Origin of the sequence: Pseudomonas sp. PDM15 (assembly GCF_014851565.1) — a bacterium.
Classification (GTDB): domain Bacteria; phylum Pseudomonadota; class Gammaproteobacteria; order Pseudomonadales; family Pseudomonadaceae; genus Aquipseudomonas.
The window spans coordinates 215,245-241,392 of sequence record NZ_JACVAA010000006.1 but is presented as its reverse complement, the minus strand read 5'-3'; the positions used below and the strand labels follow the sequence as shown (position 1 = coordinate 241,392).

The window sequence follows — 26,148 nt, the reverse complement described above, 5'->3', positions numbered from 1 at the left end:
GGTAGAGGCCGTCTAAGACGAGGTTTCTTCGCTATACCCAAGATATGTCCTGAGTAGTTCTGGCAAGACAGGGACAGTATTGCCGAGCAATGGATAGCGAGCTATTGATTGAGATCAATACCCCACTCTCCCGTAGCGAGCCCAATGCTCCTAACTCCACTCCGCTATTGGAGATATCAAAATGTCCGACTCTGCAAACAAACTTCGCCTGGGTGCGTTGATTGCCCTGGTGGTCGGCTCCATGGTCGGCGGCGGGATCTTCTCCCTACCGCAGAACATCGCCAACAGCGCCAGCGCCGGCGCCACCCTGATCGGCTGGCTGATCACCGGGGTCGGCATGCTGACCCTGGCCTTCGTCTTCCAGACCCTGGCCAACCGCAAGCCCAACCTGGATGGCGGGGTATATGCGTACGCCAAGGCCGGCTTCGGCGACTACATGGGTTTCTCCTCGGCTTGGGGCTACTGGATCAGCGCGTGGATCGGCAACGTCAGCTACATGGTGCTGCTGTTCTCCACCCTCGGTTATTTCTTCCCGGTATTCGGTGAGGGCAACACCCTGCCGGCGGTGATCTGCGCCTCGGTGCTGCTCTGGCTGCTGCACTTCCTGGTGCTGCGTGGGATCAAGGAAGCCGCCTTCATCAACACCATCACCACCATTGCCAAGATGGTACCGCTGGCACTGTTCATCGTGATTGCCGCCATCGCGTTCAAGATGGACGTGTTCACCAGCGACTTCTGGGGCGCCGGTAACACCGAGCTCGGCAGCGTGATGGACCAGGTGCGCAAGATGATGCTGGTTACCGTCTGGGTGTTCATCGGCATCGAGGGCGCCAGCATCTTCTCCGCCCGCGCCGAGAAACGCAGCGACGTGGGCAAGGCCACGGTGATCGGCTTCGTAGGCGTGCTCCTGCTGCTGGTTCTGGTCAACGTGCTGTCCCAGGGCATCCTGGCCCAGGCCCAGCTGGCCGGGCTGAAGAACCCGTCGATGGCCGGTGTGCTGGAGCATGTGGTCGGCCCCTGGGGCGCCCAGCTGATCAGCATCGGTCTGCTGGTTTCCCTGGCCGGGGCCCTGCTGTCCTGGACCCTGCTGTGCGCCGAGATCCTCTTCGCCAGCGCCCGTGACCACACCATGCCGGAGTTCCTGCGCAAGGAGAACGCCAACCAGGTGCCGGTCAACGCGTTGTGGCTGACCAATGCGCTGATCCAGCTGTTCCTCATCATCACCCTGTTCAACAGCTCCACCTACCTCAGCCTGCTGTACCTGGCCACCTCGATGATCCTGGTGCCGTACTTCTGGTCGAGCGCCTATGCGGTGCTGCTGGCATTCCGCGGCGAGACCTACGAGAACGCCGGCGGCGAACGCAACAAGGACCTGTTCATCGCCCTGGTGTCCACCCTCTACGCCGTCTGGCTGGTGTATGCCGCCGGCATCCAGTACCTGCTGCTGTCCGCCCTGCTCTATGCGCCTGGCGCCATCCTGTTCGCCAAGGCCAAGCGCGAGCTGGGCCAACCCATCTTCACCGGCATCGAGAAGGTCATTTTCCTCGTCGTGCTGATTGGCGCCGTCATTGCCGCCTACGGCCTGTATGACGGTTTCCTGAGTCTGTAAGAGAAGGAGTTCGATATGTCCAAGAAAGCCCTCGGCGTCCATTCCGAAGCCGGCAAGCTGCACAAGGTAATGGTCTGCTCACCCGGTCTCGCCCACCTGCGCCTGACCCCCAACAACTGCGACGAGCTACTGTTCGACGACGTGATCTGGGTCAGCCAGGCCAAGCGCGATCACTTCGACTTCATGACCAAGATGCGCGAGCGCGGCATCGACGTGGTGGAGATGCACAACCTGCTGGAGCAGACTGTCAGCAACAAGGACGCGCTGGCCTGGATCCTCGACCGCAAGCTCACCCCCAACAGTGTCGGCCTCGGCCTGCAGAACGAGGTTCGCTCGTTCATCGAGGGGCTTGAGGCACGCAAGATTGCCGAGTTCCTGATAGGTGGCGTATCGGGCGCCGACCTGGCCAAGCACAAGAGCTCCGAGGTGGCGAAGATGTTCAATGCCTACCTCGGCGAGTCCAGCTTCATCTTCCCGCCGCTGCCCAACACCCAGTTCACCCGCGACACCACCTGCTGGATCTACGGCGGCGTCACCCTCAACCCGATGTACTGGCCGGCACGCCGCCAGGAAACCCTGCTGGCCAGCGCCATCTACAAGTTCCATCCGGACTTCGTGAATGCCGACTTCCAGATCTGGTACGGCGACCCGGACGTCGACCACGGCGCCGCGACCCTGGAAGGCGGCGACGTGATGCCGATCGGTAACGGCACCGTGCTGATCGGCATGGGCGAGCGTTCCTCGCACCAGGCCATCGGCCAGGTGGCCCAGGCCCTGTTCAAGGCCGGCGCCGCCGAACGGGTGGTAGTCGCCGGCCTCGGCAAGTCGCGCGCGGCCATGCACCTGGACACCGTGTTCAGCTTCTGCGACCGCGACCTGGTCACCGTCTTCCCGGAAGTCGCCTACCAGATCGTGCCGTTCGTACTACGCCCGGACGAGAGCAAGCCAGGCGGCATCGACGTACGCCGCGAGGACAAGTCGTTCCTCGACGTGGTCGCCGAATCCCTCAACCTGAAGAAACTGCGCGTGGTGGAAACCGGCGGCGACAGCTTCGAGGCCGAGCGTGAGCAGTGGGACGACGGCAACAACGTGGTCTGCCTGGAACCTGGCGTGGTGGTCGGCTATGACCGTAACACCTACACCAACACCCTGCTGCGCAAGGCCGGGGTCGAGGTTGTCACCATCAGCGCCAGCGAACTTGGCCGCGGCCGCGGCGGTGGTCACTGCATGACCTGCCCGATCATCCGCGATCCGATCGACTACTGATCAAGCCACCCCGGCGGCCATCCGCCGCCGGGCGCGGTTTCCCATACCCACGAGGAGAAAGAACCATGGCTTTCAACATGCACAACCGCAACCTGCTCAGCCTGATGCACCACAGCACTCGCGAGCTGCGCTACCTGCTGGACCTGTCCCGCGACCTCAAGCGCGCCAAGTACACCGGCACCGAGCAGCCTCACCTGCTGCGCAAGAACATCGCGCTGATCTTCGAGAAGACCTCCACCCGCACCCGCTGCGCCTTCGAGGTCGCCGCCTATGACCAGGGCGCCAACGTCACCTACATCGATCCAGGTTCCTCGCAGATCGGCCACAAGGAGAGCATGAAGGACACCGCCCGCGTGCTCGGCCGCATGTACGACGCCATCGAGTACCGCGGCTTCAAGCAGGAGATCGTCGAGGACCTGGCCAAGTACGCCGGCGTGCCGGTGTTCAACGGCCTGACCGACGAATACCACCCGACCCAGATGCTCGCCGACGTGCTGACCATGCGCGAGCACAGCGACAAGCCGCTGCACGAGATCAGCTACGCCTACCTCGGCGACGCGCGCAACAACATGGGTAACTCGCTGCTGCTGATCGGCGCCAAGCTCGGCATGGATGTGCGCATCGCCGCACCCAAGGCCCTGTGGCCGACCGACGAGCATGTCGCCGCGTGCCAGAAGTTCGCCGAGGAAAGCGGTGCGCGCATCACCCTCACCGAAGACGCCAAGGCCGCGGTCAAGGGCGTCGACTTCGTCCACACCGATGTCTGGGTGTCCATGGGCGAACCGGTGGAAGCCTGGGCCGAGCGCATCAAGGAGCTGATGCCCTACCAGGTCAACGCCGAGCTGATGAAGGCTGCCGGCAACCCGCGGGTGAAGTTCATGCACTGCCTGCCGGCCTTCCATAACAGCGATACCAAGGTCGGCAAGCAGATCGCCGAGCAGTACCCGCATCTGAAGAATGGCATCGAAGTGACCGACGACGTATTCGAATCGCCCTGGTGCATTGCCTTCGAGCAGGCGGAAAACCGCATGCACACCATCAAGGCGATCCTGGTCTCAACCCTGGCCGATGTCTAACCGCCGATGCGGGCCGGCACCGATGCCGGCCCGCACGGCAGCTCAAGGAGAATCAACATGCGACTAGTCATCGCCCTGGGCGGCAACGCCCTGCTGCGGCGTGGCGAGGCCATGACCGCGGAGAACCAGCGCGTCAATGTGCGCATCGCTTGCGAACAGATCGCCAAGGTGGCGCCCGGTAACGAACTGGTGATCGCCCACGGCAACGGCCCGCAGGTCGGCCTGCTGGCCCTGCAGGGCAACGCCTACGACGCGGCCAACCCCTACCCGCTGGATGTGCTCGGAGCCGAAACCGAAGGCATGATCGGCTACATGATCGAACAGGAGCTGGGCAACCTGCTGCCGTTCGAAGTGCCTTTCGCCACCATTCTCACCCAGGTCGAAGTGGACAGCGGTGACCCGGCGTTCAGAACGCCGACCAAGCCGATCGGCCCGGTCTACAGCAAGGAAGACGCCGAGCGCCTGGCCGCCGAGAAGGGCTGGAGCATTGCCCCGGATGGCGACAAGTTCCGCCGCGTGGTGGCCAGCCCACGGCCGCAGCGCATCTTCGAGATCCGCCCGGTGAAGTGGCTGCTGGAGAAAGGCTCGGTGGTGATCTGCGCCGGCGGCGGTGGCATCCCGACCATGTACGACAATGGCAAGCTCAAGGGCGTGGAGGCTGTGATCGACAAGGACCTGTGCTCGGCATTGCTGGCCGAGCAGCTGGATAGCGATCTACTGGTGATCGCCACCGACGTCGATGCCACCTACATCGACTGGGGCAAGCCGACGCAGAAGGCCATCGCCGAGGCCCATCCGGACGAACTGGAGCGTCTAGGCTTCGCCGCCGGCTCCATGGGACCGAAGGTCCAGGCCGCCTGCGAGTTCGCCCGCAATACCGGCAAGGTCGCGGTGATCGGCTCGCTGGCCGATATCGAGGCCATCGTCAAAGGCACCGCCGGCACCCGCGTCAGCACCAGCGCCACCAGTACGCAATACCGCTGATCCGCGTTAACCCAGCGGCAGGCTCCCCTGCCGCTCCTCAACCTCTCCTCCACCTGCGACTCGCCGCGCCGTTACCCGCACGCCTGTACGGATGACCAGCAAGCAGCAACGTGACTTGCCGGTCAGACCCCGCGTCAACCCGATACCCCCGATTCATTTGAGTCGCCATCCGGCATATGCCGCCTGGCAGGGAGCGCTGTTGTCGCCGAGCATCCGCCCGCTACTTCGCGCCCGCCCCGCCTGGCATGAAGGTCGATTGTAGGAGTTCTGTGTGATGTCTCGTCTTCCCGTCATCGTCGGCTTCGGCGGCTACAACGCCGCGGGCAGAAGCTCGTTCCACCATGGCTTCCGCCGCATCGTCCAGGAATCGCTGGATGCCGCCAGTCGCCAGGAAACCCTGGCCGGCCTGGCCGTGATGATGAAGCTGGTGCAGGTAGTCGACGGCCAGTTCCGCAGCCTCGATGGCCAGCCCCTGAGCCCGGCCGAGATCGAGGCCCGGCATGGTGCCGAGATCCTCGCCGGCACCCTGGTACGACGCATCGAGAAACGCCACCTGGACGTGGACGCTGCTCACTGGCAGAAGAACATCGCCGTGAGCGCCGCCCAGTTCACCACCCTGCGCAAGCAACTGCCCGAGCCGCTGCCGAGCAGCTGGCAGGTGGAAGAGCTGGACGAGCAGCAGGTGCGCGTCACCCTGCAGGAGAGCAGCGAGTTCAAGGTCGACAGCTATCGCGCCCTGCCGGTGAAGTCCGCCGGCCAGTTGCCCACCGGCTTCGAGCCGGGCGAGCTGTATCACTCGCACTTCCATCCACGCGGCCTGCAGATGACCGTGGTTGGCGCCACCGACGCGCTGCGCTCCACCGGCCTGCCCTGGACCGACATCCTGGCCAAGGTGCAGCCGGACCAGGTCGCCGTGTTCGCCGGCAGCGGCATGAGCCAGATGGACGACAACGGCTTCGGCGGCATGCTGCAGTCGCGCCTCAAGGGCAACCGGGTCACCGCCAAGCAGTGCCCACTGGGCCTCAACAGCATGCCGGCGGATTTCATCAACGCCTATGTGCTGGGCAGCGTCGGCACCACCGGCAGCGTTACCGGCGCCTGCGCCACCTTCCTCTACAACCTGCAGAAGGGCGTCGAGCATATCGCCAACGGCCAGGCGCGCGTGGTGCTGGTGGGCAACAGCGAGGCGCCGGTCACCCAGGAATTCATCGATGGTTACGGCGCCATGGGCGCCCTGGCCACAGAGGAAGGCCTGCGCAAGATCGAGGGCCGCGACGAGGTGGACTTCCGCCGCGCCAGCCGGCCGTTCGGCGACAACTGCGGTTTCACCCTGTCCGAGTCGGCGCAGTTCATCGTGCTGATGGATGATGAGCTGGCCCTGGAGCTGGGCGCCGATATTCATGGCGCCGTGCCGGATGTGTTCATCAACGCCGACGGCTTCAAGAAATCCATCTCCGCCCCCGGCCCCGGCAACTACCTGACCGTGGCCAAGGCCGTGGCCAGCGCCGCCCAGCTGGTCGGCATCGATGCCGTGCGCAACCGCAGCTTCGTGCATGCCCACGGCTCCAGCACCCCGGCCAACCGGGTCAGCGAATCCGAACTGCTGGATCGGGTCGCTGCCGCCTTCGGTATCGAGCAATGGCCGGTGACCGCGGTGAAGGCCTTCGTCGGCCATTCCCTGGCACCAGCCAGCGGCGACCAGCTGATCGCCGCCCTGGGCACCTTCCGTCACGGCTTGCTGCCGGGGCTGAAGACCATCGATCAGGTGGCCGACGACGTGCACCGCCAGCACATCAGCCTGGATGTCCGCGACCGCCAGGTGGCAGGCATGGAAGTGTGCTTCCTCAACTCCAAGGGCTTCGGCGGCAACAACGCCACCGGCGTGCTGCTCGCTCCACAGGTGGCCGAGCGCATGCTGCGCAAGCGCCACGGTGAAGCCGCCTTCAGCGCTTGGCAGGCCAAGCGCGAAACGACTCGCGCCACCGCAGCCGCCTACGACCAGCGGGCGCTACGCGGCCAGTTCGACATCCTCTACAACTTCGGTCACGACCTGATCGACGACCAGCAGCTGCAATTCAGCGCCGACGGCATCCAGGTGCCGGGCTTCGCCCAGCCGTTGCTGTACAGGAAGGACGAGCGCTACAGCGACATGCTGTAAGCGCCCGCTGCGAACGGGGCGGACTTCAGCGGTGCAGCACGTAGTGTCCGCTGAAGCGCACCGCCTCGACGTCGCCAGCGAGGATGCGGCTGTGCAGCTTCAGGCGCGCCAGGCCGCGGCGCCGGTACAAGGCCAGGAACTTCTCCCACTCGGCCGGCGATGGCGCCGCACAAACGGCGATCGCATCGCTCACCACCGGCTGCGGATAGTCGATCTGGCCCTGCTGGATGACGATATGGCCGTCCGTGATCCCCACCTCGCGCAGGCTCAGATGCAGCCAGCCCCAACCGGCCAGCACCGTGCCGCAATACAGGCTGCCGCCGAACATGCTGCTCTTGTGATTGAGGTTGGCCGCCAGCGGCAGGCTCAGGCGTAACTCACCACCCTGCCAGCCCAGTACACCCAGGCCGAGGGCTTGGGTCAGGGGAATGTCCTGGTGCAGCAGTTGCTCCAGATAGGCGCGGTCATCAGTCATATTCTGAACTCATGCAATGGCCTGCGAGCTAGAGCCCTGCTATTCACACAGCCAAGCCGAAGCGCAGCAGACCCTGCGAGTGACTCAATCCAGCGCGCGAGCCAGCTGGACAAGCTCGGCGCGCCACTCGGCGGCCTGCGGCAAGCCGAGGAAGGACGGGTTGAGGTAGCTCTCGCGAGCCTCGTAGGTCAGCGCCTCGCCCTGGAGGTCCAGCACTTCGCCGCCGGCACCCTCCAGCACGCCCTGAGCCGCCGCCGTGTCCCACTGCGAGGTGGGTGCCAGGCGCGGGTAGCAGTCGGCATTGCCTTCGGCCAGCAGGCAGAACTTCAGCGAGCTGCCGATATTGGCCAGTTGAAGGTCGCCGAAGCGCTCGGCCAGACCGGCCAGCAGGCGCTCCTGGGCCGGGCTGGAGTGGCGCTTGCTGGCCACCAGGGTGAAGGCCTCGGCCGGCGCCAGGCGCACGCCGATGGCCTGCGGCTCGCCACCTGGCTCCTGGCGCCAGGCGCCCAGACCGGCGCCGCCGAAGTAGCAGCGACCATTGGCCGGCACGCCGACCACACCGAACACCACGCGGCCGCGCTCGATCAGCGCGACATTGACGGTGAACTCCTCACTGCCGGAGATGAACTCCTTGGTCCCGTCCAACGGGTCCACCAGCCACCAGCGCTGCCACTCGGCGCGCTCGGCGAAGGCGATGCCGGCATCCTCTTCGGACAGCACCGGAATCTCCGGCGCCAGCTCGCGCAGACCGGCGGCGAGAATCTCGTGAGCGGCCAGGTCGGCGGCGGTGACAGGCGAGGCGTCGGCCTTCTCGGTGACGGCCACGTCGTTGCGCCAGTGCGGCAGGATGGCCTGGCCGGCGCGCTGCGCCAGGGCGATCACCGCCGGCAGATAGGGATGACTCACGGTTTGAATTCTCCACGTTGGGTCAGCAGGTCGCGGACCAGATAGAGGGCGGCCAGGGCGCGGCCTTCGGTGAATTGCGGATGCTGGGCCAGGGCGCTGAGCTCACGCAGGCTGACCTGGTCCACCCGCAGCGGCTCGGGCTCGTCGCCCGGCAGGCTTTCTTCGTAGAGGTCGCGGGCCAGCACCACCTGGATCTTCTGGCTCATGTAGCCGGGTGACAGGCTCAGCTCGGCGATCAGCTCCAGGCGCTCGGCACCGAAGCCGGCCTCTTCCTTGAGCTCGCGGTTGGCGGCCACCAGCACGTCTTCACCGGGTTCGATCAGGCCCTTGGCCAGCGACAGCTGGTAGTCGTCGGTGCCGGCACAGTATTCCTCGACCAACACCGCGTGCTCGGCATCGAGCATGGCCACCACCATCACCGCGCCATAACCGGCGCCCTTGCTCACCAGGCGTTCGTAGGTGCGCTCGACGCCATTGGCGAAGCGCAGCTGCAGCTCTTCGACGCGGAACAGGCGGCTGCTGGCGACTATCTCGCGGGCCAGCACCTGGGGTTTATCACGCATCATTCGCTCCTTGATTCGAACGGGTATCATACCCCGCTCCCTCGAAATATCCGCGCCGGATATTCGCTCCCCGTCTGTTTCCGGACTTTGCCATGCATCAGCTGCCCTGGGCCGATATCGATACCGTCCTGCTCGACATGGACGGCACCCTGCTAGACCTGCATTTCGACAATCACTTCTGGCTGGAACACCTGCCGCTGCGCTACGCCGAGCTGCACGGCATCAGTCGCGAAGCAGCCAACGCCGAGCTGCTGCCGCTGTTCCGCGCCCACGCAGGCACCCTGCCTTGGTACTGCACCGACTTCTGGAGCCGCGAGCTGAACCTCTCGGTACGCGACCTCAAGCGCGAGGTGGCCCACCTGATCGCGCTGCGCCCGGAGGCGGACACCTTCCTCGCCGCCCTGCGCGCAGCCGGCAAGCGAGTGGTGCTGATCACCAACGCGCACCGCGATTCTCTGTCGCTGAAGCTGGAGAAGATCGAGCTGGCGCCCTACTTCGACCGCCTGATCAGCTCCCACGACTACGGTTTTCCCAAGGAGGACCAGCAGTTCTGGTTCGCCCTGCAGCAGGACTTCCCCTTCGAGCCTGCGCGCAGCCTGTTTATCGACGACAGCCTGCCGATCCTGCGCAGTGCCGGACGCTATGGCATCGCCCACCTGCTCGCGGTGCGCCAGCCGGACAGCCGCGGCGCGGCCAAGGACACCGAGGAGTTCGCCGCCGTCGAGGACTATCGCCAGCTCAGCGCCCAGCTCGCCCCGCCAGCCTGAAGCGCCGCCGACCGCCCGGCAGCCGGGCGGTTCGTCGGCTGCGCCATTTTTTGCACAGGTCGTGACACTGCTCGCAGTGCCGCCAAATGCCACTTGCCCAGCGAAGCGGCGCTGGCAGCATGTGCACCATTCCCCAACGGAGGTCCGTAATTAATGAAGTATTCCTCTCTGCTCCTGCTCTCTCTCGGCCTGGCCAGCGCCACCGCTCTGGCCGGCAACACCTCGGCCGGCGTCGGCGGCGCCCTGGGCGGCGCCCTGGGCACCGTGGTCGGTGAGCAGATCGGTGGCAGCACTGGCGCCACCATCGGCGCCGGTGTCGGCGGCGCGGCCGGCAGTGCGGTAGGTGCCGACAAGGGCGCCCGCGCCGAGGCGGCCATCGGCGGAGGTATCGGCGCGGCCGGCGGCCAGGTGATTGGCAGCAAGGTCGGCGGCAGCACCGGCGGCGTGATCGGCGCCGCGGTCGGCGGCGGTGCCGGCGGCGCGCTGGGCAATGCCTACGGCGGAGACGACGATGACGACCATGACCACGACGATCGCCGCTACCGCGATGGTCATTACCATGATCACGACGGGCACCCCGGCCGCGCCCTCGGTCACAAGAAGCACAAGTGGCACAAGAAGCACCACTGAGCCACAAACGACAAGGCCCGCATCATGCGGGCCTTGTGTTTTGCGGAGCCTGAAACCGGGCGGTATCAGATACCTTCGCTGCGCAGGGCGGCGGCGGTGAAGTCGCTCTTCTTCAGTTGCACGTTGAAGTCGTACATCGGCTCGTTGTTGTCCAGGCCGTCGACGAAGTAGCGGCTGCCGGCGAAGTCGTAGATGGTCTCCAGGGTGCTGAGGAACATCGGTACGTCGTAGTAGCTGATCGGGTGGGCTTCCTGCAGGCCGACCAGTTCGCCGCTCTTGTTGTACAGGTCGACGGCGAGGATCTGCCAGCTGTCCTCGTCGATGTAGAAGCGACGCTCGGCGTACGGGTGGCTATGGCCCTTGCGCAGCTTGGCGTCGACGACCCATACGCGGTGCAGCTCGTGGCGCAGCAGCTCGGGGTTGACGTGCTTCTCCTGGAGGATTTTCTCGTAGGGAATGCCCTTCTGGTGCACGGCATAGCTGTTGTATGGCACCAGCATTTCCTGCTTGCCGACCAGGGTCCAGTCGTAGCGGTCCGGCGCGCCGTTGTAGGCGTCGACCACGTCGGCGGTGGCCATGCCGTTGGTGTCCGGCTGCATGGCGTCATAGGCCAGCATCGGCAGGCGACGCACGCGACGCTCTCCACGGTTGAAGCGCCAGGCCTTGCGGATAGCCAGGACCTGGTCGAGGGTCTCCTGCACTACCAGGGCGGAGCCTGCCAGCTTGCTCGGCGAGGTCACCACGTACTTGTAGAAGAACAGGGTGTTGTCCAGGTCCGCCGGGGTCACGCCTTCGCGGCCGTAGACGAACAGGATGTCGCGCTCGCGCTTGACCAGTACGTAGTCACCGCCCTTGAGCACCGCCGCATGGTTGGTGATCATCCGGGTCTGCTCGCCGCGGTAGCGGGCGATGTGGTTCCAGATCGCTTCCTGACCGTTCTGCGGGATCGGGAAGGGAATGCCTGCGGCGGTGCCTTCGATGCCGTTACCGCCAGCGATCAGCGAGGCGTTGGCTGCGTTGTAGCGGATCGCGTCGTAGATGCGCTGCGGCGAGGCGGCGCTGCGGCGGGTCGGGAACACGCGCAGGAAGTAGTCCGGATTGGTTTCCAGCAGCTTCTGGTAGCCCGGGGTCAGCAGCGCCTTGTACTGAGCGATGTTGCTCTTGTCGACGCGGTACAGCTCCTTGTCCGCGGCAAAGGGATCCGGGTGGTGCATGCCGGGCTGGTAGTTGGCCGGCGGTGTGGCGACGCCACCCTCCCAGGACGGAATGGTGCCCGCGGCATTGCCGGCGCGCTCCCCGCCCAGCGGCATCAGGTCTTGCCCGAGACGGGCGGCCTGGGCAGCATCGACGCGGGCTTGCGCCGGCAGGCTGACAGCGGCTGCCAGCGACAGGACTGCAATAGTTCTCAGCACAGCTTTCTCCTCGCGACGCACTCAAGCGCCGCTGTTCTTATCCGTGCGACCGATCTAGGTCGCGCTCGCAGATTGCCGTTGGGTGAGGCAGTGGCCATCCTGGCGCCGGGTGGTCCCGGTCATGGTCGCTCCGCCTCCAGCGGGGCTTTGGGTACTTATGCGTCGCGCTGGAACTTGAGATCCCACACGCCGTGGCCAAGGCGCTCGCCACGTTTTTCGAACTTGGTCACCGGCCGTTCGCTGGGCCGCTCCACATAACCGGCGCCCCCCGCCACATTATGGTAGCCCGGCGCCCGCGACATTACCTCCAACATATGTTCCGCATATGGCTGCCAATCGGTGGCCATGTGCAGCACACCGCCGACCTTGAGCTTGCTGCGCACCAGTTCGGCGAAGCTCGCCTGGACAATGCGGCGCTTGTGGTGGCGGGCCTTGTGCCAGGGATCAGGGAAGAACAGCAGGACGCGATCGAGGCTGGCATCGGCCACGCAGTCACGCAGCACTTCCAGGGCGTCGCAGCTGTACACGCGGATGTTGGAGAGGTTCTGCGTGAGCATGCCGTTGAGCAGGGCGCCGACGCCCGGCTTGTGCACTTCCACGCCGATGAAGTCCTGCTCCGGCGCGGCAGCAGCCATCTCCAGGGTGGCGTGGCCCATGCCGAAGCCGATCTCGAAGGTACGCGGCGCACTGCGCCCAAACACCTGGTCGAAATCACGCAGGCCATCCTCCAGCTGCAGGCCGAATTTCGGCCAGCCCTGATCCAGGCCGCGCTGCTGGCCCTCGGTCATGCGCCCGGAGCGCATGACGAAACTCTTGATGCCGCGCAGCGGCCGCTCGGCAGCGCCTTCGTCCGCCGGCTCGATGATGTCGCTCATGAAGTTCTCTTAGCCTGTTTAGGTGGCTTACTTGATCAGGCCGTCCAGCGGCGAGGATGCACTGGCATACAGCTTCTTCGGCATGCGCCCGGCCAGGTAGGCCATACGCCCGGCGATGATCGCGTGCTTCATCGCCGCGCCCATCAGTATCGGGTCCTGGGCGTGAGCGATGGCGCTGTTCATCAACACCGCCTCGCAGCCCAGTTCCATGGCGATGGTGGCGTCGGACGCGGTGCCCACGCCGGCATCGACCAGCACCGGCACGGTGGCCTCTTCGAGGATGATGCGCAGGTTGTAGGGGTTGCAGATACCCAGACCGGTGCCGATCAGGCCGGCCAGCGGCATCACCGCGATGCAGCCCATCTCGGCCAGCTGGCGGGCGATGATCGGGTCGTCGCTGGTGTACACCATCACGTCGAAGCCTTCCTTGACCAGCACTTCGGCGGCCTTGATGGTCTCGATCACGTTGGGGAACAGGGTCTTCTGGTCGGCCAGCACTTCCAGCTTGACCAGCGTGTGGCCGTCGAGCAGCTCGCGGGCCAGGCGGCAGGTGCGCACCGCTTCCTCGGCGTTGAAGCAGCCGGCGGTGTTGGGGAGGATCGTGTACTTGTCCGGCGAGATCACGTCGAGCAGGTTCAGCTCGCCCGGGTTCTGCCCGATGTTGGTCCGGCGCACCGCCACGGTGACGATCTCGGCACCCGAGGCCTCGATGGCCAGGCGGGTTTCCTCGAGATCCTTGTACTTGCCGGTGCCCACCAGCAGGCGCGACTCGTAGGTGCGGCCGGCCAGGGTGAAAGGCTTGTCGGTGATGGCGCTCATGGCAGTTCCTCGGGCGACTAGCCGCCGCCGATGGCGTGGACGACTTCCAGCTGGTCGCCGTCGTGCAGGATGGTGGCGCCGTGCTGGCTGCGCGGCACTATGTCCAGATTGAGTTCGACCGCCACCCGCTTGCCGGTCGCATCCAGGCGCGCGAGCAGGTCGGCGACGCTGGCGCCGTCGGGCAGCTCGAAGGGTTGGCCGTTCAACTGGATATGCATGGCTGGGCGGTCAGATCATGAAAGGGTCGGCATTCTAGCCCGATCGACCGGATCGACCAAGGTACGCGCGTGCCATCTGTCAGGCCCGCACGGCACGCCAGGCCACTAGGCCCAGGCACAGCCAGCCGGCGAGGAAGCACAGGCCACCCAGCGGGGTGATCATGCCGAGCTTGCCCAGGCCGCTCAGGGTCAGGGCATACAGGCTGCCGGAGAACAGCAGGATGCCGACGGCGAAAAGGTTGCCGGCGGCGGTCAGCAGACGCCCCGGCAGGCGCTCGGCGAGCAGCGCCACGCCGAACAGCGCCAGGGCATGCACCAACTGGTAATGCACGCCGGTCTGAAATACCGCCAGGTACTCCGCGCTCAGCTGGCCCTTGAGCCCGTGGGCGGCAAAGGCGCCCAGTGCCACGCCGGTGAAGCCGGCTAGAGCCGCCAGCAGCAGAAAGACTCGTAACATGATTGACTCCCGGACAGGCTCGATGCGGCCGCTATAATGGCCGCTCCCTCAGACCGGGCCAAGCCATGCTGCGCAACCTGTTCCGCCGCCTGACCAAATTGCTGCTGTGGTTCGCCGCCGTCTCGGCGCTGGTGGTGCTGGCCTTGCGCTGGATCGACCCGCCCGGCACGGCGCTGATGGCCGAGCGCAAGATCCAGTCCTGGGTCGACGGCGAACCCATCGACCTGCAGCGCACCTGGCGGCCCTGGCGCGAGCTGCCGGACGACCTGAAGGTCGCGGTGATCGCTGCCGAGGACCAGAAGTTCGCCGAGCACTGGGGCTTCGACGTCGCGGCCATCCGCCAGGCCCTGCAGCACAACGCCGATGGCGGCAACCTGCGCGGCGCCAGCACCATCAGCCAACAGGTGGCCAAGAACCTCTTCCTCTGGTCCGGCCGCAGCTGGCCGCGCAAGGCCCTGGAAGCCTGGTTCACCGGCCTGATCGAGCTGCTCTGGCCGAAGCAGCGCATCCTCGAGGTGTACCTCAACAGCGTGGAATGGAGCGATGGCGTGTTCGGCGCCGAAGCGGCCGCACGCCACCACTTCAGGGTCGGCGCGCCCTACCTGTCACGCCAGCAGGCCTGCCTGCTGGCCGCCGTGCTGCCCAATCCACGGGCCTGGAACGCCGGCCGCCCGGGACCGCATGTGCAGCGCCGGGCCAGCTGGATCCGCCGGCAGAGCTACCAGCTCGGCGGCAGCCACTACCTCAACCAGCTGTCCGCGCCTCTGTCGCCGGCGCAGTGGTGGCCGCAGTGGTTGCCGAAGCTCTGAGCCGCAACAAGCCCCAGGCGATCAGGGCCTGACCGCTGAAGTAGCAGGTCACGATCACCAGCACCGCATGGGGGAAGGGCTGGACGAACTTGTTCACCCCGATCAGCGAATCCGCCACCACGAACAGCATCGCGCCCAGCCACAGCGGCCCCGGTCTGACCTCGACGCGCCCCGCCAGGATCGCCATGGCCAGCAGACAGCTCAGGTAGATCGCCACCGGAACCTGCAGGGCACCGGCCGCCGGCAGCATCCAGGCCGACATCGCTGCCGCATACAGCACGACCGGCACCGAGCGCCACCAACGCCATGGCTGGCCACGCCCGAGCAGGCCGAAGGCCACAATGAAGGCCAGCTGGTTGACCAGGAAGGCCAGCAGCGCCTGGATGAACAGGCCGTCGCGATCACCGAAATCGAGGAAGAAATCCCCGGCCGCCGCCGCGCCGTAGCCCAGCGCCAGCCAGCGTCCGACCGCACCGGGGAATGTCCGCCAGGCCAGCACGGCGAACAGCAGCATGGGCAGCGGCTTGAGCAGCCAGCCCAGCGGATAGGGTTTGAGCGGCAACAGCAGCAGGTAGAGCAGGCCCAGACCGAGGGCGGCGATAAAGCAACGGCGCTGGAAGGCGGTCATATGAGACTCCCTGTTCGAGACGAGTCCCGATCCTGCCGGCAAACCCCGCTCCCGCCAAAACCCCAAGCGCCAGAAGCGCCGGCCGCAGGCGTCAATGGCTGAGCAGGCGGCGCGGCACCACGCGCAGCAGCTGCAGGCGTTCCTCCTTGAGGTGGGCGGTCAGGCCCAGCTGCGGATAGATCCAGGCCTCGCCCTCCGGCAGCTGCAGGCGCAGACGTGGCGCACCCAGGCTGGCGCTGAGCGTGGCAGCGGATATGACCTGCTGCGGCTGCAGGTTGAGCGCCTCGATGCGTTGCCCGGCCAGCTGCTCCTGCATCTGCGCCGACTGCGGCTGCTCCGCATCGTTGGGTTTCACGCCGCTGGCGGTAGCCAGGCTGTCGCGCTGGGCGGCGGTGAGCGCCAACTCCGCCTCCAGCACCCAGGCACCCGACTCCAGGCCCTGCGCGTCGCGCAGCAGCAGGCGCGGGCCATCCAGGCGCGGCTGCAGCCACAGCTCGGCCTTGGGCAGGCGGTCATCGAGCTGGCCCAGGGTCAGGCTATCCTCGGCCAGCGGCTGCAGCACCTCGGCCTGCCACTCGCCGAGCCAGGGCAGCGGCTCCGCCTTTTCCTCGCGCGGCACCAGCCACCAGTAGCCGAGCAGGCAGCTGGCCAGGGCCACGACGGTGAACAGCAGGGCGGGCGGACGACGCTTCATGACAATGCTCCGGGCAGAAAAAAGCCGCACCTGGGTGCGGCTTTTCGAGGTGGTGCTGCTTACGCCTGGATCGAGCCTTTCAGCTTGTTCATGGCGTTCTTCTCCAGCTGGCGAATACGCTCGGCGGAGACGTTGTACTTGGCGGCCAGGTCATGCAGGGTCGCCTTCTCCTCGGCCAGCCAGCGCTGGTAGAGAATGTCGCGGCTGCGCTCATCCAGGCCTTCCAGCGCCTCGTGCAGGCTGGCGCTGGAACTGTCGCTCCAGTCGGCATCCTCGAGCTGCATGGCCGGGTCGTAGCGATGGTCTTCCAGGTAGTTGGCCGGCGACTTGAACGCGCTCTCGTCGTCGTCTTCCGCGGCCGGGTCGAAGGCCATGTCCTGTCCGGATAGGCGGCTCTCCATCTCGCGCACTTCGCGCGGCTCCACGCCCAGGCTCTCGGCCACCGCATGCACTTCGTCGTTGCTCAGCCAGGCCAGACGCTTCTTCTGGCTGCGCAGGTTGAAGAACAGCTTGCGCTGGGCCTTGGTGGTGGCGACCTTGACGATGCGCCAGTTGCGCAGAACGAACTCGTGGATCTCGGCCTTGACCCAGTGCACGGCGAAGGACACCAGGCGCACACCCATTTCCGGGTTGAAGCGCTTGACCGCCTTCATCAGGCCGACATTGCCTTCCTGGATCAGGTCGGCCTGGGACAGGCCATAGCCGGCATAGCTGCGGGCGATGTGCACGACGAAGCGCAGGTGGGCCAGAACCATCTGGCGCGCGGCTTCCAGGTCTTGCTCGTAGTAGAGACTCTCGGCCAGCTCGCGCTCCTGCTCTGGGGTCAACAGCGGAATGCTGTTCACCGCATGCACATAAGCCTCCAGGTTGGCGCCTGGGACCAGAGCATGAACAGGTTGCAGGGAAGTGGTCATTAAAACCTCCGGTATTACAAAGCGGGGAGCAGTCTAGCACTGCCCTTTCTGAGCTGGGAACCCGTGGAAAAGTTCCCTTACAGTTGCTCAGAAAATGATCGAAATCAATGAATTGCTAACGTGGTGCGAGCTCGCTCAAATGGCGGGCCACCGCCAGCCAGGCGCCAATATAGCCGAGGAAAACCGCGCCCAACAGTAGTGACAGACCATCGGCGGCCGGCACCCCGCCCAGGGCGAAGTCGCTGCCGTAGAGCCCCGCCAGGCGCACTACCGCTTCGTTCAGCCAGTCCAGGCCGAAGGCCAGCAGACCCCAGGCCAACAGGCCGGCACCCAGGCCATACAGCGCCCCCATATAGAGGAAGGGGCGACGCACATAGCCGTCGGTGCCACCAACCAGCTTGATCACCTCGATCTCGCTGCGTCGGTTCTCGATGTGCAGACGGATGGTGTTGCCGATCACCAGCAGCAGCGCCATCACCAACAGTAGGGTCAGACCGAAGACGAAACGGTCACCCAGGCCGAGGATGGCAGTCAGGCGCTCCACCCACTGCAGGTCGAGCTGCGCCTGGTCGACGCCGGGCAGCTCGGCCAGGCGCTGGCGCAGGGCTTCCAGCGCGGCCTTGTCGATTTCGTCCGGAGTCACCACCACCACCGCGGGCAGCGGATTGTCCGGCAGTTCGCGTAGGGCCTGGCCGAGGCCGGACTGCTCCTCGAACGCGGCCAGGCCCGCCTCGCGGCCGATGAATTCGGCTTCGGCCACGTCGGCCATGGCGGCGATCTCCTCGCGCAGCTGCAGGCCGGCGTCGTCACCGGCCTCCTGCTTGAGGTACAGGGAAATCTGCGCGGCCTGCTGCCAGGAGCCGCCGAGGCGCTCGACGTTGTCCAGCAGCAGGGCCAGGCCCATGGGCAGCGACAGCGCCACGGCCATCACCAGGCAGGTGAAGAAGCTGCCGATCGGCTGGCCGACCAGGCGGCCAAGGCTGTCGATCAGGCTGGCGCGGTGGCTCTCGACCCAGGCGGCGAACAAGGTGGAGAAGTCCGGGCCCTGCTTGATCGGCTTGTCGGCCTTGCTCTGCACGGCGCCGACGCGCTCGGCAGCCTTGATATTGCGTTGCTTGTCGCTCATCAGCCGGCCTCCCCATCGCCGATCAGGCGGCCACGTTGCAGGGTCAGCATGCGATGGCGCATGCGGGCGATCAGGGCCAGATCGTGACTGGCGATCAGCACGGTGGTACCGAGGCGGTTGATGTCCTCGAACACACCCATGATCTCGGCGGCCAGGCGCGGGTCGAGGTTACCGGTGGGTTCGTCCGCCAGCAGCAGGGCCGGACGGTGGACCACGGCGCGGGCGATGCCGACACGCTGCTGCTGGCCGGTGGAAAGGTCCGCTGGGAACTGCTCGACCTTGTCCGACAGCGATACGCGCTCCAGCGCCGCGCTGACCCGCTTGGCGATGTCCGGCTTGGACAGTCCGAGGATCTGCAGCGGCAGGGCGACATTGTCGAACACCGTGCGATCGAACAGCAGCTGGTGGTTCTGGAACACCACGCCGATCTGCCGACGCAGGAAAGGAATCTGCGCGGTGGTGATCTGCGACAGGTCCTGGCCGGCCAGCAACAGCTTGCCGGTGGTCGGCCGCTCCATCGCCAGCAGCAGGCGTAGCAGGGTGGACTTGCCCGCACCGGAGTGGCCGGTGACGAAGAGGAACTCGCCGCGGCGCACGCCAAAGCTCAGTTCGTGCAACCCGACATGGCCGTTGGGATACCGCTTGCCGACCTGCTCGAATCGAATCATCCCTTTTCCTTCTCAGCAAAGAGTGCCTGGACGAAGTCCGCGGCGACGAAGGTGCGCAGATCGTCGATACCCTCGCCGACGCCTATATAGCGGATCGGCAGGCCGAACTGCTTGGCCAGGGCGAAGATCACCCCGCCCTTGGCAGTGCCATCCAGCTTGGTCAGCGCCAGCCCGGTGAGGGCCACGGCCTGGTTGAACTGCTTAGTCTGGTTGATCGCGTTCTGCCCGGTGCCGGCATCCAGCACCAGCAGCACTTCGTGGGGCGCGGTCTCGTCCAGCTTGCCAATGACCCGACGGACCTTCTTCAGCTCCTCCATCAGGTTGTCCTTGGTGTGCAGACGCCCGGCGGTGTCGGCGATCAGCACGTCGACGCCACGGGCCTTGGCGGCCTGCACCGCATCGAAGATCACCGAGGCGGAATCGGCGCCGGTGTGCTGGGCGATCACCGCAATCTGGTTGCGCTCGCCCCACACCTGCAGCTGCTCGACGGCCGCGGCGCGGAAGGTGTCGCCGGCGGCGAGCATGACCTTCTTGCCCTCGCCCTGCAGCTTCTTGGCCAGCTTGCCGATGGTGGTGGTCTTGCCAACGCCGTTCACGCCGACCACCAGGATCACGTAGGGCTGCTTCTCGGCATTAATGACCAGTGGCTGCTCGACCGGCTTGAGCAGGCCGCCCAGCTCTTCCTGCAGCGCCTTGTACAGCGCGCCGCTGTCGGCCAGCTCCTTGCGCGCCACGCGCTTGGTCAGGCTGCCAATGATGGTACTGGTGGCCTCGACGCCAACATCGGCCATCAGCAGGCGGGTTTCCAGCTCGTCGAGCAGGTCGTCGTCGATGGCCTTCTTGCCGAGGAACAGGCTGGCCATGCCCTCGCCCAGGCTGGCGCTGGTCTTCGACAGGCCCTGCTTGAGGCGGGCGAACCAGCCGCCCTGGTTGTCGCCGGGCTTGCTCTGCTCGACCACGGCGGGCGCGGCAATCGGCTCTGGCTGCGGCGCGGGTTCGACGGGCGCTTCGTGGACCGGATGGGTGACTTCGCTGCCGGCATTGATGCGGAAGCGCGAGAAAGCTGGCTTGGGCTCTTCGGCCAGCGGCGCGGCCTCGACCACGGGCAGGTGCTCGATCGGCGGCTGCACGACTACCGGTGCGGGCACCGGCTCAGGTGCGGCAGCAACAGGCTCGGGCACGGGTTCGACAACCGGCTCTGCGGCGGGCGCCACCACGATGGGCTCGGCGCTGGTCTCGCCTAGCGGTGCAGGGTTTGCGGCAGTCGCGGGCTCGACCGGAGCAGTGCTCAGCTCAGCCGCTGGCGCGGGTTGAGGCTGCTCGGCAGCGCCCGGAGCTTCCGGCTTCTTGCGCAGCCAGCCAAACAGGGATTTCTTCTCGCCGGGTTGCTCCGGCGATGGCTTGTCGTCTTGGGAACCAAACATGGGTCGCTTGATCTCAGGGGAGCCGCACGGATCGCCGCGCCGCCCCGGAAAAGGATGCGGTATCCTAGCACCTCTTCGCCCGCCGGCGGTACGATCGGCCGGGCCGTCCGACAGGTCAAGAGCCCCTATGACACGACTCGCCCGCCGCTGCGCCGGCTTGCTCCTCAGCGCGTTCTGCATGCCCCTGGCGGCCATCGCCGCCGAACCCCAAGCGACCCACGAATTCCAGTTGGACAACGGCCTCAAGGTCATCGTCCGCGAGGACCACCGCGCCCCCGTGGTGGTCTCCCAGCTCTGGTACAAGGTCGGCTCCAGTTACGAGACGCCCGGCCAGACCGGCCTGTCCCATGCCCTCGAACATATGATGTTCAAGGGCAGCCGCAAGCTCGGCCCCGGCGAGGCCTCGCGTATCCTGCGCGACCTCGGCGCCGAGGAGAACGCCTTCACCAGCGACGACTACACCGCCTACTACCAGGTGCTGTCGCGCGACCGCCTGGCCGTGGCCTTCGAACTTGAGGCCGACCGCCTGGCCAGCCTCAAGCTGCCGGCCGACGAGTTCGCCCGCGAGATCGAGGTGATCAAGGAAGAGCGCCGCCTGCGCACCGACGACAAACCCACCTCGCTGGCCTACGAGCGCTTCAAGGCCATGGCCTACCCGGCCAGCGGCTACCACACTCCCACCATCGGCTGGATGGCCGACCTCGATCGCATGACCGTCGAGGAGCTGCGTGCCTGGTACCAGGCCTGGTACGCGCCGAACAACGCCACTCTGGTGGTAGTCGGCGATGTGACCCGCGACGAGGTGCAGGGCCTGGCCCAGCATTACTTCGGCGCCATCCCGCGTCGTGACGTACCGCCGGCCAAGGCCCCGCGGGAGCTGGCCGAACCGGGCGAGCGACGCATCAAGCTGCACGTGAAGACCCAGCTGCCGAGCCTGCTGATGGGCTTCAACGTGCCCGGCATCGCCACCAGCGCCGACGCGCGCGAGGTGCATGCCCTGCGCCTGCTCTCCGCCCTGCTCGATGGCGGCTACAGCGCCCGTCTGCCATCGCGCCTGGAGCGTGGCCAGGAACTGGTGTCCGGTGCCTCCGCCTGGTACGACGCCTTCGCCCGCGGCGACAGCCTGTTCATGCTCTCCGCCACGCCGAACGTGCAGAAGGGCGTCACGCTGGAGCAGACCGAAGCCGGCCTGTGGGCCCAGCTCGACGACCTCAAGCGCACCCCACCAAGCCCGGATGAGCTGGCCCGGGTCCGCGCCCAGGTGATCGCCGGCCTGGTCTACGAGCGCGATTCGATCACCAGCCAGGCCACCACCATCGGCCAACTGGAAACCGTCGGCCTGTCATGGACCTTGATGGACAAAGACCTCGCCGCCCTCGAAGCGGTGACCCCGGCCGATATCCAGAAGGCCGCACGCACCTACTTCAGCCCGTCGCGCCTGTCGGTCGCCCACATCCTGCCCGAGAAAGCCGCAGAAGGAGCCCAGCCATGAGCGAACGCAACGGCATCCGTTACGGCCTGCTCGGCCTCGGCCTGATCCTACTGATCGGCCTGCTCACCTATATCGCCAGCCGCAGCGCCCAGGCCCCGACCCTGGCGGAAGCGCCCGCGCCATCCACCGGCCTGGAATCGCTGGCCGCCCTGGAAGGCAAGGCGCCGAGCAAGCGCACCCTGGATATCCAGCAATGGCAGACCACCGAAGGCGCCAAGGTGCTGTTCGTCGAGGCGCGCCAGCTGCCGATGTTCGACCTGCGCCTGACCTTCGCCGCTGGCAGCAGCCATGACGACGGCGTGCCCGGCCTGGCCGCCCTGACCAACGCCATGCTCAACGAGGGCGTGCCCGGCAAGGACGTCACCGCCATCGCCGAAGGCTTCGAAAGCCTGGGTGCCGAGTTCGGCAACGGCGCCTACCGCGACATGGCCATCGCCAGCCTGCGCAGCCTCAGCGCTGCCGAGCAGCGCGAGCCGGCCCTGGCCCTGTTCAACAAGGTCGTCGGCCAGCCGACTTTCCCGCAGGATGCCCTGGCGCGGATCAAGAACCAGCTGCTGGCCGGCTTCGAGTACCAGAAGCAGAACCCCGGCAAGCTGGCCGGCCTGCAACTGTTCGAGCGCCTGTACGGCACGCACCCCTATGCCCACCCGAGCGAAGGCAGCGAGCAGTCGATTCCCGGCATCTCGGTGGCGCAGTTGCGTGCCTTCCATGCCAAGGCCTATGCGGCCGGCAACGTGGTGATCGCCCTGGTCGGCGACCTGTCCCGTGCCGAGGCCGAGGCCATCGCGGCCAAGGTCTCCGCCTCCCTGCCCAAGGGTCCTGCGCTGCCGCGCATCGCCCAGCCCGAGGAGCCCAAGGCCGGTCCCAGCCATATCGAATTCCCGTCCAACCAGACCCATCTGATGCTGGCCCAGCTCGGCGTCGACCGCCGCGAACCGGACTACGCCGCGCTGATGCTGGGCAACCAGATCCTCGGTGGCGGCGGTTTCGGCACCCGCCTGATGGAAGAGGTACGCGAGAAGCGCGGGCTGACCTACGGCATCTATTCCGGCTTCAGCGCCATGCAGGCCCGCGGGCCGTTCATGATCAACCTGCAGACCCGCGCCGAACTGAGCGAAGGCACGCTAAAGCTGGTGCAGGACATCCTCAGCGACTACCTGGCCAACGGCCCGACCCAGAAAGAGCTGGACGAAGCCAAGCGCGAGATGGTCGGCAGCTTCCCGCTGACCACCGCGAGCAACGCCGATATCGTCGGACAGCTCGGCAGCATGGGCTTCTACAACCTGCCGCTGACCTACCTCGACGACTTCATGAGCGAAGTGCAGGGTCTGAGCGTGGAGCAGGTGAAGGCCGCCATGGCCAAGCACCTGGCGACCGACAAGCTGGTCATCGTCACCGCCGGCCCCACGGTCGCGCAGAAACCGCTGCCCCCACCCACCGACAAGCCCGCCGAACAACCGGCCGGCCCGCCGGAGCACTGATGCGCAAGTCCCCAGGCAACAAACCCGCAGACCACAACGGCAGCGGCCAGCTGCGTATCATCGCAGGCGAGTGGCGCAGCCGACAGTTCAGCTTCCCAATGGCCCACGGCCTGCGCCCGACGCCCAACCGCGTGCGCGAGACGCTGTTCAACTGGCTGGCGCCCTATGTCGAAGGCGCCCATGTGCTGGATTGCTTCACGGGCAGCGGCGCGCTGTTCCTCGAAGCCCTGTCGCGCGGCGCCAGCAGCGCGCTAGCCCTGGACAGCAACAGCAGCGCCATCGCCAGCCTGCGGCAGATACTCACCACGCTGAAATGCAGCAATGGCCAGCTGCTGCAGACCAATGCCCTGCAGCATCTGGAAAGCCAGACGCCCCACCCCTACGACCTGGTGTTCCTCGACCCACCGTTCGGCCAGGACCTGCTGGCACCAGCCTGCGCGTTGCTGGAAGAAAAAGGCTGGCTGGCCAAGGACGCCTGGATCTACACCGAAAGCGAGACCGCCCCCTCGACCCTGGCCATGCCCGGCAACTGGCGCCTGCACCGCGAGCAGAAGGCCGGGCAGGTGTATTACGCGCTGTGGGCGCGGGGCTGAAGATGCCCAGGCAGCCTTCGTCGCTGAGGGACTTCATTCACGCCAATCTGCCCTACTTGCTGCTGATCGGCCTCGCCCTGCCCTTGCTGCTGACGGAGCGGGAATCGGTCTGGACCTCGCCAGCCGCATCAGTGTGCGCGAAAGGCCGGGCCTGCTGCTCGGCCTGACCACCCAACGCCTCCTGGCCCTGCTGATCCTGTTGTTTGCCGCCTGGAAAATCCTGGCGCGCCCCCGGCGCTAGCCGAACCTCACCTCAGGCCAAGCACGCCACGGAAATAACCGATCGTTTCGCGCAGACCATCCTCAAGCGCGACCCTGGGCTGCCAATGCAGCCGCTCACGGGCCAGGGAGATATCCGGCTGGCGCTGGCGAGGATCATCCTCGGGCAGCGGCATATAGGTCAGCTTCGAGGTAGAGCCACACAGGCCGATGATGGTCTCGGCGATCTCGGTGATGCTGCATTCCGCTGGATTGCCCAGATTCACAGGCCCCGGCAGGTCAACCGGGCTGTCCATCATCGCAATTACACCCTCGACCAAGTCCGAGACGAAGCAGAAGGAGCGGGTCTGCCTGCCGTCACCGTAGATGGTGATATCTTCACCACGCAACGCCTGAACAATGAAGTTGCTGATGACACGACCGTCGTGCAACTGCATGCCTGGTCCATAGGTATTGAAGATACGCACCACTTTTATATCGAGTGCGTGCTGCCGGGAATAATCGAAGAACAAGGTTTCCGCACAACGCTTGCCTTCGTCATAACAACTTCTAATGCCGATGGGATTGACCCGTCCCCAATAACCTTCTGTCTGCGGATGACACTCCGGATCACCGTAAACTTCCGAAGTGGATGCCTGAAGAATCCGGGCACCCGTCCGCTTGGCCAGGCCCAGCATATTGATCGCGCCGTGCACGCTGGTCTTGGTTGTTTGCACCGGATCGCGCTGATAGTGTATCGGCGAGGCCGGACAGGCAAAGTTGAAAATGCGATCAACCTCGACATAGAGCGGGAAAGTCACATCATGGCGCATGGCCTCGAAGCGAGGATTGCTCAACAGGTCTTGGATGTTCTGCCGACTGCCGGTGAAGTAATTATCCACCGATAACACTTCGTGATCATCTTCGAGCAGACGCCGGCATATATGCGAACCAATAAATCCCGCCCCGCCTGTTACCAGCACTCGCATAGTCGACCCTGAGATTACTTATGTATCCGATAGCCTTCGTGACCACCTGCAAAGGCCGCCTGCACCATATACAGCAGACACTGCCGACAATAACTGCGGAGTCACCGGCGGAAATAATTCTGGTGGATTACGGATGCCCTGACAACACGGGGAACTGGGTCGAAGAGCATTACCCAGAAGTCAAAGTCATCCGGGTCAACGATGACCCCGGCTTCTGCCTGCCCCGCGCTCGCAATATCGGCGCCGCTCATTCTTCGGCCCCCTGGCTGTGCTTCATCGATGCCGATATCAAGGTGAAAAGCGGTTGGCTGGATTGGATGCGCCAGAGTCTTGAGGACGGACGCTTCTATCGACCTAGTCTGGCTGATGGCCGGCAGCTGCAGGAGATCGCTGGCACCTTCCTTTGCACCCGCACAGCTTTTACGACAGCGCGCGGTTACGACGAAGTGTTCCGCGGCTGGGGCGGCGAAGATATCGATCTATACGCCAGGCTTCCCCAGGAAGGAAACGCCCAACCAGCCTACTACCCCAACCAGTTCGTCGAACCCATTCCCCACGCCGATGACGAGCGCACCACCTTCCACGAGATCAAGAACATCTCGATCCAGAGCCTGATCAACAGCTGTTATGTAAAGGTCAAGTCGCACCTGCGCGGCCTCGGGATACGGGATATCCCTCTTGAAACCCGCCAACATATGCTGAATAGCATCAGCGACGAGCTGAAACATCATGCGACTCGACCAGGCACTTTCGCCATTCGCCTACAGGCCCACAATCTGGTCACTGTCGATGATCAACTGCTCGACCTGGAGCTCGAGATTGCGAAGCGCCGGCGCTACGGATTCTTCGGTGCGAGAAAAAGCCAGGTGCGCATACTGGGACCAGCAGCGAAGCGGGCCGCCACGATCGACTGACCT

The 26,148-nt window shown here is 65.7% G+C and carries 26 protein-coding genes and 1 pseudogene; 12 read left to right on the top strand and 15 right to left on the bottom strand.

Going from position 1 to position 26,148, the window contains the following annotated elements:
- Positions 1–181: 181 nt before the first annotated feature.
- The 5 genes from arcD (at position 182) to IB232_RS17830 (ending at position 7,093) form a co-directional block, all read left to right on the top strand.
- Entirely contained in the window at positions 182–1,609 is a 1,428-nt protein-coding gene (gene arcD, locus IB232_RS17850) for an arginine-ornithine antiporter (RefSeq protein WP_192399931.1), read from the top strand.
- Between the two features lie 15 nt (positions 1,610–1,624).
- On the top strand, positions 1,625–2,875 hold the full coding sequence (arcA, locus tag IB232_RS17845) for an arginine deiminase (RefSeq protein WP_192399930.1): 1,251 nt from the start codon (positions 1,625–1,627) through the stop codon (positions 2,873–2,875).
- A 65-nt stretch (positions 2,876–2,940) separates the two neighbouring features.
- Positions 2,941–3,951 (top strand): ornithine carbamoyltransferase, encoded by a 1,011-nt coding sequence (locus tag IB232_RS17840; protein ID WP_192399929.1) that lies wholly within the window; start codon positions 2,941–2,943, stop codon positions 3,949–3,951.
- 57 nt (positions 3,952–4,008) lie between these two features.
- Positions 4,009–4,935, top strand: coding sequence for a carbamate kinase (gene arcC / locus IB232_RS17835; RefSeq protein ID WP_192399928.1), 927 nt, complete (start codon positions 4,009–4,011; stop codon positions 4,933–4,935).
- Between the two features lie 274 nt (positions 4,936–5,209).
- Positions 5,210–7,093: a beta-ketoacyl synthase gene (locus IB232_RS17830; RefSeq protein ID WP_192399927.1), complete on the top strand. Its 1,884-nt coding sequence runs from the start codon at positions 5,210–5,212 to the stop codon at positions 7,091–7,093.
- 25 nt (positions 7,094–7,118) lie between these two features.
- On the opposite strand, the gene IB232_RS17825 is transcribed toward IB232_RS17830, so the two are convergent.
- From IB232_RS17825 to nudE, 3 genes are all read right to left on the bottom strand, one after another.
- On the bottom strand, positions 7,119–7,568 hold the full coding sequence (locus IB232_RS17825; RefSeq protein ID WP_192399926.1) for a thioesterase domain-containing protein: 450 nt from the start codon (positions 7,566–7,568) through the stop codon (positions 7,119–7,121).
- Between the two features lie 84 nt (positions 7,569–7,652).
- Complete coding sequence (cysQ, locus tag IB232_RS17820) at positions 7,653–8,474, bottom strand: 3'(2'),5'-bisphosphate nucleotidase CysQ (protein ID WP_192399925.1); 822 nt, start codon at positions 8,472–8,474, stop codon at positions 7,653–7,655.
- The gene (gene nudE / locus IB232_RS17815; RefSeq protein WP_192399924.1) at positions 8,471–9,037 is read right to left on the bottom strand and encodes an ADP compounds hydrolase NudE; all 567 of its coding nucleotides are present in this window, start codon (positions 9,035–9,037) and stop codon (positions 8,471–8,473) included. The genes cysQ and nudE overlap by 4 nt, the downstream gene beginning before the upstream one ends.
- 92 nt (positions 9,038–9,129) lie before the next feature.
- Here nudE and yrfG point away from each other — a divergent pair, with 92 nt between their 5' ends.
- Positions 9,130–9,804, top strand: coding sequence for a GMP/IMP nucleotidase (gene yrfG / locus IB232_RS17810; RefSeq protein WP_192399923.1), 675 nt, complete (start codon positions 9,130–9,132; stop codon positions 9,802–9,804).
- Positions 9,805–9,957: 153 nt separating this feature from the next.
- On the top strand, positions 9,958–10,434 hold the full coding sequence (locus tag IB232_RS17805) for a hypothetical protein (RefSeq protein ID WP_192399922.1): 477 nt from the start codon (positions 9,958–9,960) through the stop codon (positions 10,432–10,434).
- A 65-nt stretch (positions 10,435–10,499) separates the two neighbouring features.
- Here the strand turns inward: IB232_RS17805 and IB232_RS17800 are convergent, their stop codons facing one another.
- From IB232_RS17800 to IB232_RS17780, 5 genes are all read right to left on the bottom strand, one after another.
- Positions 10,500–11,843, bottom strand: a complete 1,344-nt coding sequence (locus IB232_RS17800) for a DUF1329 domain-containing protein (RefSeq protein WP_225592412.1) — start codon at positions 11,841–11,843, stop codon at positions 10,500–10,502.
- A gap of 158 nt (positions 11,844–12,001) precedes the next feature.
- A complete protein-coding gene (trmB, locus tag IB232_RS17795) occupies positions 12,002–12,673 on the bottom strand; it encodes a tRNA (guanosine(46)-N7)-methyltransferase TrmB (protein ID WP_225592411.1) in 672 nt (223 codons plus the stop codon).
- Between the two features lie 75 nt (positions 12,674–12,748).
- Positions 12,749–13,540, bottom strand: a complete 792-nt coding sequence (locus IB232_RS17790) for a thiazole synthase (RefSeq protein ID WP_192399919.1) — start codon at positions 13,538–13,540, stop codon at positions 12,749–12,751.
- A gap of 17 nt (positions 13,541–13,557) precedes the next feature.
- Positions 13,558–13,758: a sulfur carrier protein ThiS gene (thiS, locus tag IB232_RS17785; RefSeq protein ID WP_192399918.1), complete on the bottom strand. Its 201-nt coding sequence runs from the start codon at positions 13,756–13,758 to the stop codon at positions 13,558–13,560.
- A gap of 79 nt (positions 13,759–13,837) precedes the next feature.
- Positions 13,838–14,215: a DUF423 domain-containing protein gene (locus tag IB232_RS17780; protein ID WP_192399917.1), complete on the bottom strand. Its 378-nt coding sequence runs from the start codon at positions 14,213–14,215 to the stop codon at positions 13,838–13,840.
- Between the two features lie 65 nt (positions 14,216–14,280).
- On the opposite strand from IB232_RS17780, the gene mtgA reads away from it, so the two are divergent.
- On the top strand, positions 14,281–15,024 hold the full coding sequence (gene mtgA, locus IB232_RS17775) for a monofunctional biosynthetic peptidoglycan transglycosylase (protein WP_192399916.1): 744 nt from the start codon (positions 14,281–14,283) through the stop codon (positions 15,022–15,024).
- On the opposite strand, the gene IB232_RS17770 is transcribed toward mtgA, so the two are convergent.
- The 6 genes from IB232_RS17770 to ftsY all read right to left on the bottom strand — a co-directional run bounded on the left by IB232_RS17770 (position 14,960) and on the right by ftsY (position 20,478).
- The gene (locus IB232_RS17770) at positions 14,960–15,652 is read right to left on the bottom strand and encodes a lysoplasmalogenase (protein ID WP_192399915.1); all 693 of its coding nucleotides are present in this window, start codon (positions 15,650–15,652) and stop codon (positions 14,960–14,962) included. The two genes, mtgA and IB232_RS17770, sit on opposite strands and share 65 nt — an antisense overlap.
- A 91-nt stretch (positions 15,653–15,743) precedes the next feature.
- Entirely contained in the window at positions 15,744–16,346 is a 603-nt protein-coding gene (locus IB232_RS17765; RefSeq protein WP_192399914.1) for a hypothetical protein, read from the bottom strand.
- 59 nt (positions 16,347–16,405) lie between these two features.
- Positions 16,406–17,260 (bottom strand): RNA polymerase sigma factor RpoH, encoded by an 855-nt coding sequence (gene rpoH, locus IB232_RS17760; RefSeq protein WP_192399913.1) that lies wholly within the window; start codon positions 17,258–17,260, stop codon positions 16,406–16,408.
- Positions 17,261–17,375: 115 nt separating this feature from the next.
- Positions 17,376–18,386: a permease-like cell division protein FtsX gene (gene ftsX / locus IB232_RS17755; protein ID WP_192399912.1), complete on the bottom strand. Its 1,011-nt coding sequence runs from the start codon at positions 18,384–18,386 to the stop codon at positions 17,376–17,378.
- Positions 18,386–19,054, bottom strand: coding sequence for a cell division ATP-binding protein FtsE (gene ftsE, locus IB232_RS17750; protein WP_192399911.1), 669 nt, complete (start codon positions 19,052–19,054; stop codon positions 18,386–18,388). Before ftsE ends, ftsX begins: the two co-directional genes overlap by 1 nt.
- Positions 19,051–20,478 carry a signal recognition particle-docking protein FtsY gene (gene ftsY, locus IB232_RS17745; RefSeq protein WP_192399910.1) on the bottom strand — a complete coding sequence of 476 codons (1,428 nt, stop codon included), beginning with the start codon at positions 20,476–20,478 and terminating at the stop codon, positions 19,051–19,053. The genes ftsE and ftsY overlap by 4 nt, the downstream gene beginning before the upstream one ends.
- Positions 20,479–20,605: 127 nt before the next feature.
- Here ftsY and IB232_RS17740 point away from each other — a divergent pair.
- The 3 genes and pseudogenes from IB232_RS17740 to rsmD all read left to right on the top strand — a co-directional run.
- Positions 20,606–21,971: pseudogene (locus IB232_RS17740) on the top strand (M16 family metallopeptidase); the annotation flags it as partial.
- A complete protein-coding gene (locus IB232_RS17735; protein WP_192399908.1) occupies positions 21,967–23,451 on the top strand; it encodes a M16 family metallopeptidase in 1,485 nt (494 codons plus the stop codon). The pseudogene IB232_RS17740 and the gene IB232_RS17735, both read left to right, overlap by 5 nt.
- Positions 23,451–24,044 (top strand): 16S rRNA (guanine(966)-N(2))-methyltransferase RsmD, encoded by a 594-nt coding sequence (gene rsmD / locus IB232_RS17730; RefSeq protein ID WP_192399907.1) that lies wholly within the window; start codon positions 23,451–23,453, stop codon positions 24,042–24,044. Before IB232_RS17735 ends, rsmD begins: the two co-directional genes overlap by 1 nt.
- Positions 24,045–24,292: 248 nt before the next feature.
- Here the strand turns inward: rsmD and IB232_RS17725 are convergent, their stop codons facing one another.
- Complete coding sequence (locus IB232_RS17725; protein ID WP_192399906.1) at positions 24,293–25,231, bottom strand: UDP-glucuronic acid decarboxylase family protein; 939 nt, start codon at positions 25,229–25,231, stop codon at positions 24,293–24,295.
- A 20-nt stretch (positions 25,232–25,251) separates the two neighbouring features.
- Between IB232_RS17725 and IB232_RS17720 the strand changes: the two genes are divergently transcribed.
- Entirely contained in the window at positions 25,252–26,145 is an 894-nt protein-coding gene (locus IB232_RS17720; protein WP_192399905.1) for a glycosyltransferase family 2 protein, read from the top strand.
- Positions 26,146–26,148 lie beyond the last annotated feature (3 nt).